At 46.9% G+C, this 6,452-nt stretch carries 4 protein-coding genes and 1 pseudogene; all 5 read left to right on the forward strand.

Annotation, left to right across the window (positions count from 1 at the left end):
- The first annotated feature begins 62 nt into the window (after positions 1-62).
- Positions 63-677, forward strand: coding sequence for a polysaccharide deacetylase family protein (locus tag VU18_RS16035; protein ID WP_020279013.1), 615 nt, complete (start codon positions 63-65; stop codon positions 675-677).
- 72 nt (positions 678-749) lie between these two features.
- Positions 750-2,867, forward strand: coding sequence for a glycoside hydrolase family 52 protein (locus tag VU18_RS16040; RefSeq protein ID WP_047758517.1), 2,118 nt, complete (start codon positions 750-752; stop codon positions 2,865-2,867).
- 2 nt (positions 2,868-2,869) lie between these two features.
- Complete coding sequence (locus VU18_RS16045) at positions 2,870-3,865, forward strand: endo-1,4-beta-xylanase (RefSeq protein ID WP_021321575.1); 996 nt, start codon at positions 2,870-2,872, stop codon at positions 3,863-3,865.
- A 472-nt stretch (positions 3,866-4,337) separates the two neighbouring features.
- Positions 4,338-5,987 carry an extracellular solute-binding protein gene (locus tag VU18_RS16050; RefSeq protein ID WP_021321576.1) on the forward strand — a complete coding sequence of 550 codons (1,650 nt, stop codon included), beginning with the start codon at positions 4,338-4,340 and terminating at the stop codon, positions 5,985-5,987.
- Between the two features lie 108 nt (positions 5,988-6,095).
- Positions 6,096-6,452, forward strand: a pseudogene (locus VU18_RS16055) (sugar ABC transporter permease); the annotation flags it as partial.

The raw sequence follows: 6,452 nt of genomic DNA on the forward strand, positions 1-6,452 counted from the left end.
CGAGCATCAACGACGGTCTATCGATTTGGCATCATTTGAATCAATGGAGGAAAGATAGAGGAATGATTGAACATGTAGAGACGCCGCACAAATTGGTCGCCCTGACGTTTGATGATGGACCGAATCCGGTTTATACATTGAACGTATTGGAGATATTGGAGAAAGTATCTGGAAAAGCGACCTTTTTTATGATCGGAAGCCAGATGGAGAAGCATCCGGAAGTTGTAAAGGCGGTCAAGGCGCAAGGGCATGAAATTGGCAATCATACGTATTCTCACGCTAACCTCACTTCTCTAACGGAAGATGAGGCTTTGAGAGAAATGGAGTGGACGGATGCCATCATTACCGAGATGACTGGAGCGAAGCCCACGATTTTCCGTCCTCCTTATCTTGACTACAATGCAACTGTTGTTTCGATGTGCAACCATTTCGGCTACCAAATGATTGGTGCGCTCAATACGGATGCCCGAGACTGGGAACAACCAGGAGTTGATTATATTGTTCGGAAGAGTCGCCCCCATATAAAAAACGGGAGCATCTTGCTCTTTCATGACGGATTCGGAGATCGTTCACAAACGATCGAGGCTGTCAATATACTCGTATCCGAATTGTATTCGCAAGGTTACAAATTGGTCACGGTCAGCGAATTGTTGGAGCTGCAAGCTGGAAGCAGATGAAAAAGTAGCAGTTCTCTGATGCTCTGATGATTGATCGCATGCATAGTAAGAAAAGGGGAGAGTGAGCTATTCATGCCAACCAATGTATTTTTCAACGCCCATCACTCGCCGGTTGGGGCGTTTGCCAGCTTTACGCTAGGGTTTCCGGGAAAAAGCGGAGGACTGGACTTGGAACTTGCCCGACCGCCACGGCAAAATGTCTTTATTGGCGTTGAGTCGCCGCATGAGCCGGGGCTGTATCATATCCTTCCATTCGCGGAAACAGCAGGCGAGGATGAAAGCAAACGATATGACATTGAAAATCCTGATCCGAATCCGCAAAAACCAAACATTCTCATCCCGTTTGCGAAAGAGGAGATCAAGCGCGAATTCTGTGTGGCAACGGATACATGGAAAGCTGGGGATTTAACGTTTACGATTTATTCGCCGGTAAAGGCGGTGCCTGATCCCGAAACAGCGGCCGAGGAAGAACTCAAGTTGGCGTTGGTCCCAGCTGTCATTGTCGAGATGACGATCGATAATACGAACGGAACAAGAACACGACGGGCGTTTTTCGGATTCGAAGGCACTGACCCGTATACCTCGATGCGGCGGATCGATGATACATGCCCGCAGCTGCGCGGGGTCGGTCAAGGGCGGATTTTGGGCATTGCATCCAAGGATGAGGGCGTTCGTTCAGCACTGCATTTTAGCATGGAGGATATCTTAACGGCGACTCTCGAAGAAAACTGGACGTTTGGGCTCGGGAAAGTCGGTGCATTAATTGCGGATGTGCCGGCGGGAGAAAAGAAAACGTATCAATTTGCTGTTTGCTTCTATCGTGGGGGTTGTGTGACGGCGGGAATGGATGCCTCTTATTTTTACACCCGTTTCTTCCATAATATCGAAGAAGTCGGTCTTTATGCGTTAGAGCAGGCCGAGGTGTTAAAAGAGCAGGCGTTCCGTTCGAATGAACTCATTGAAAAAGAATGGCTCTCCGATGATCAAAAGTTTATGATGGCGCACGCGATCCGTAGCTACTATGGCAATACACAGCTGCTTGAGCATGAAGGAAAGCCGATTTGGGTCGTCAATGAAGGCGAGTACCGGATGATGAATACGTTTGATCTCACCGTCGACCAGCTCTTTTTTGAATTGAAAATGAATCCGTGGACGGTGAAAAATGTGCTTGACTTTTATGTCGAGCGCTACAGCTATGAGGATCGTGTCCGTTTCCCAGGAGATGAGACGGAATACCCCGGCGGCATCAGCTTCACTCACGATATGGGAGTCGCCAACACGTTCTCACGCCCGCATTACTCGTCATATGAGCTATACGGGATCAGCGGCTGCTTTTCACATATGACGCACGAACAGCTCGTCAACTGGGTGCTTTGCGCAGCGGTATACATCGAACAAACGAAAGACTGGGCATGGCGCGACCGGCGGCTTACGATCTTGGAACAATGTCTCGAAAGCATGGTGCGCCGCGATCATCCGGATCCAGAAAAGCGGAACGGCGTGATGGGGCTTGACAGCACCCGCACGATGGGTGGAGCGGAAATCACAACGTATGATAGTTTGGATGTTTCTCTTGGCCAAGCGCGCAACAATTTATATTTGGCAGGAAAATGTTGGGCTGCCTATGTGGCGCTCGAAAAGTTGTTCCGCGATGTCGGCAAAGAAGAACTGGCTGCATTGGCAAGGGAGCAGGCGGAAAAATGCGTCGCGACGATTGTCAGTCACGTGACGGAGGACGGGTATATCCCAGCCGTGATGGGAGAAGGAAATGACTCGAAAATCATTCCGGCTATTGAGGGGCTTGTGTTTCCTTACTTTACGAACTGCCATGAGGCGTTAAGAGAAGACGGACGTTTTGGAGACTATATTCGTGCACTGCGACAACATTTGCAATATGTGTTGCGGGAAGGAATTTGCCTATTCCCGGACGGGGGATGGAAAATTTCCTCGACAAGCAACAACTCGTGGTTGAGCAAAATTTACTTATGCCAGTTTATTGCCCGCCGCATTTTAGGGTGGGAATGGGATGAACAAGGAAAACGAGCTGATGCGGCTCATGTTGCGTGGCTCACGCATCCGACGCTCTCCATTTGGAGTTGGAGCGACCAAATTATCGCTGGCGAAATCAGCGGCAGCAAATACTACCCGCGCGGCGTGACAAGTATTTTGTGGCTTGAGGAGGGAGAATAACGATGTGCTCATCCATCCCGTCCCTTCGCGAAGTGTTTGCCAATGATTTTCGCATCGGGGCAGCAGTCAATCCAGTGACGCTAGAAGCCCAACAATCGCTGTTGATCCGCCATGTAAACAGCCTTACCGCCGAAAACCATATGAAGTTTGAACATCTTCAGCCAGAGGAGGGGCGGTTTACGTTTGACATCGCCGATCAAATCATCGACTTCGCCCGTTCTCATCACATGGCCGTTCGCGGACATACGCTCGTGTGGCATAACCAAACCCCGAGCTGGGTGTTTCAAGACAGCCAAGGGCATTTCGTCGGCAGAGATGTGTTGCTGGAACGGATGAAATCTCATATCTCCACGGTTGTACAGCGATACAAAGGGAAAGTCTATTGTTGGGATGTCGTCAACGAAGCGGTCGCCGATGAGGGGAGCGAATGGCTGCGCTCCTCAACGTGGCGACAAATCATCGGCGATGATTTTATTCAGCAGGCGTTTCTTTATGCCCATGAAGCAGACCCAGAGGCGTTGCTGTTTTACAACGACTATAATGAATGTTTTCCGGAAAAACGCGAGAAAATTTATACACTAGTGAAATCTTTGCGTGACAGAGGAATTCCCATTCACGGCATCGGCATGCAGGCGCACTGGAGCCTGACCCGCCCGTCGCTTGATGAAATTCGTGCGGCGATTGAACGGTATGCGTCCCTTGGTGTTGTTCTTCATATTACGGAACTCGATGTATCCATGTTTGAATTTCACGATCGTCGAACCGATTTGGCTGTCCCGACGAACGAAATGATCGAACAGCAAGCAGAACGGTATGGGCAAATTTTTGCTTTGTTTAAGGAGTATCGCGATGTTATTCAAAGTGTCACATTTTGGGGAATTGCTGATGACCATACATGGCTCGATAACTTTCCAGTGCACGGGAGAAAAAACTGGCCGCTTTTGTTCGATGAACAGCATAAACCGAAACCAGCTTTTTGGAGGGCAGTGAGTGTCTGATGATATTGCTTCACGTTGCGGCGAAGAGGGAGCAGAAAATAAGGGTTCCTCTCTTCGTGAATAATTAAAAGATTTCAGAAAAATATTGAATGTAAATGAACTTTTCATTATAATAGAAGGTGTAACTAGTATACTAGTTATACTAGTAGCAGAAAAGCAAACGGCAAATCATGAAGCTGATTGACATCTTGACTATATGAACAGGGATGTCAACCAAGAATTCATTCTTCTGTTTGGCTGGAATCATGAGGAAGGCATTACAGCCATTTTGTAGGATGCGTCGTTTCAAACTAGTATACTAGAATGTTTGTGGAGTGGTTAGGAGTTGGATTTCGATCGGTTGAAATCGCTTTCTCAATAAGACCTTGAAAGGGGGGATTGAGACAGGGAATCGTTATGTTTTCTTTATCATCAAAAAGAATGTGATCGCAGCCAAGGGGGATTTTGAGACAATGGGATTGGAGGGAGAAATATGCTAAAAAAAGCGTTTGCGGCTTTAACCGCAACTGCACTGGCGGTTGGAATGCTTGCGGGATGTACGGACAGCCAATCTTCTTCGTCCAACGGGTCTGGAGATTCAAAAGAGAAAAATGGCATTGTAACCATTACAACTGTCCGCACATTAAAGGATGATACGAAATTTCGAGAGGGAGAGGATTTGAACAACAATCCTATCACACGATGGTCGGAAAAAGAATTGGGGATTAAATGGAAAACATTGTGGACAGCTCCAAACGATGAACAGTATCACAATAAAATTCGCTTAGCTTTATCATCCGGACAGAAACTGCCTGACGTATTTAAAGTGTCAGACGGACAGTTGATCAATGATTTAATTCGTTCTGGAAAAGTAATGCCAGTCGATGAAGCGATTGAGAAATATGCGTCACCGAGATTGAAAAAGATTTATGAGCAATTTCCGGAAGCGTTTTATCCGGCGACTGTCGATGGAAAACGCTATGGAATTCCACGGTTCTCTGGAGGCAATGGTTCTGACTCCTTGCTTTGGATTCGCAAAGACTGGCTTGATAAGTTAGGTCTTCAGCCACCTAAAACAATCGAAGATCTCGAAAAAATCATGGACGCGTTTGTCAACAAAGACCCTGACGGCAATGGGAAAAAGGATACGATTGGCTTGACGCTGGCCAGCAAAAACGGATTGGCGACTTGGTTGGCCGACGGAAGCTTTATTTTCGGTGCTTATGGCAACTATGAACCTGGTTCATGGTCAAAAGGCGAAGATGGGAAGCTTGTCTATGGATCGGTACAGCCGTCTATGAAAAAAGCGTTGGCTAAGCTGAATGAATGGTATGAAAAAGGATACTTGGACAAAGAAGTTGGCATTTTGGACGAACAGACGGCGATCAAAAGCTTTGTCGCTGGAAAATCTGGAATCATTTCTGCTCCTCCTTGGGCTGCTGGATGGCCAATCGCAGATGCGTTGAAAAATAATCCAGGAGCCGTTGTGGAACCATACCCACTGCCGAGTGGTCCGGATGGCAAAATCGGCCGGCGTGGCGAGGGATTGGTTACAGGCATGTTTTTGTTCAGCAAAGACTTTAAACATATGGATAAATTCTTCCAATACTTAGATGAAGCATACGCCTATGTGTATAATGACTCGAAATATTTTAAATACGGGTTGGCGGAAGGTTATGACTATGTGATGAAGAACGGCAAGCCTGTTTATGATGACAAGGAAATTCCAGGAGGAAGATTGGATCCAGGGGCTTATTTCATTACGGAAGCCATTCCGACCGTTCCGTACATGCTGTATGATCTAGTCGAGGAGTTGTATACAACGAAGCGTCAACCGAAAAACGCCTATGAGTATACACGAATTGTATCTTTAGGTGAGTCGTTTATGAAAGCGGCTACAATCGTCAACCAACAAAATCAATACCGCATTGAAAACGAGTTTACAGGCCCGCCCACTAAAACGATGCAAAAACGCGGAGAGTTTTTGACGAAAATGGAACGTGAAACCTTTGCCAACATCATTTACGGACGGGCGCCGCTCAGTGCATTTGATGACTTCGTGAAAAAATGGGAAGAATCTGGAGGCGAACAAATAACAAAAGAAGTGAATGAATGGTATCAATCGGTAAAAGGAGCAAAGTAGCGGTTTCAACGATGGTGGGGTGCGGACAGGGGTGAATCGTGAAAGAGAATTTACATCGATGTCCGCACCTGTTTTTTCAAGAGATGACGCCGAAAGGAGGAAACGGGTATGCAGTCGGCCGTCGATGTCAAAAGACAAACAACAGCGGTGGAAGCAAAGAGAGTTCAGAAAAGAAGAGGAACGTGGCAGTTGCATGTTATGTTGCTTCCTGCCCTCATCATTGTGTTGATTTTTCAATATGTTCCGATGCTAGGACTGGTCATGGCTTTTCAAGATTATGAGCCTTGGCTTGGCTTTTTGCGTTCTCCTTGGGTTGGTCTCGAGCATTTTAAAACGATGTTTGAATATGAAGACGCTCGTCAAGTCATATGGAATACATTGGTCATTTCAACATTAAAAATCATCTTTAACCTCGGTGTGCCTTTGGCGTTTGCGTTGCTTCTCAACGAAGTATACGTGATGAAG

The organism is Geobacillus sp. ZGt-1, assembly GCF_001026865.1.
Taxonomy (GTDB): domain Bacteria; phylum Bacillota; class Bacilli; order Bacillales; family Anoxybacillaceae; genus Geobacillus; species Geobacillus thermoleovorans.

Bases quoted from the DNA above. Each gene is read 5' to 3' on its own strand.
- VU18_RS16045 (WP_021321575.1), top strand. From the start codon at position 2,870: ATGTGCTCATCCATCCCGTCCCTTCGCGAAGTGTTTGCCAATGATTTT.
- VU18_RS16040 (WP_047758517.1), top strand. From the start codon at position 750: ATGCCAACCAATGTATTTTTCAACGCCCATCACTCGCCGGTTGGGGCG.
- VU18_RS16050 (WP_021321576.1), top strand. From the start codon at position 4,338: ATGCTAAAAAAAGCGTTTGCGGCTTTAACCGCAACTGCACTGGCGGTT.
- VU18_RS16035 (WP_020279013.1), top strand. From the start codon at position 63: ATGATTGAACATGTAGAGACGCCGCACAAATTGGTCGCCCTGACGTTT.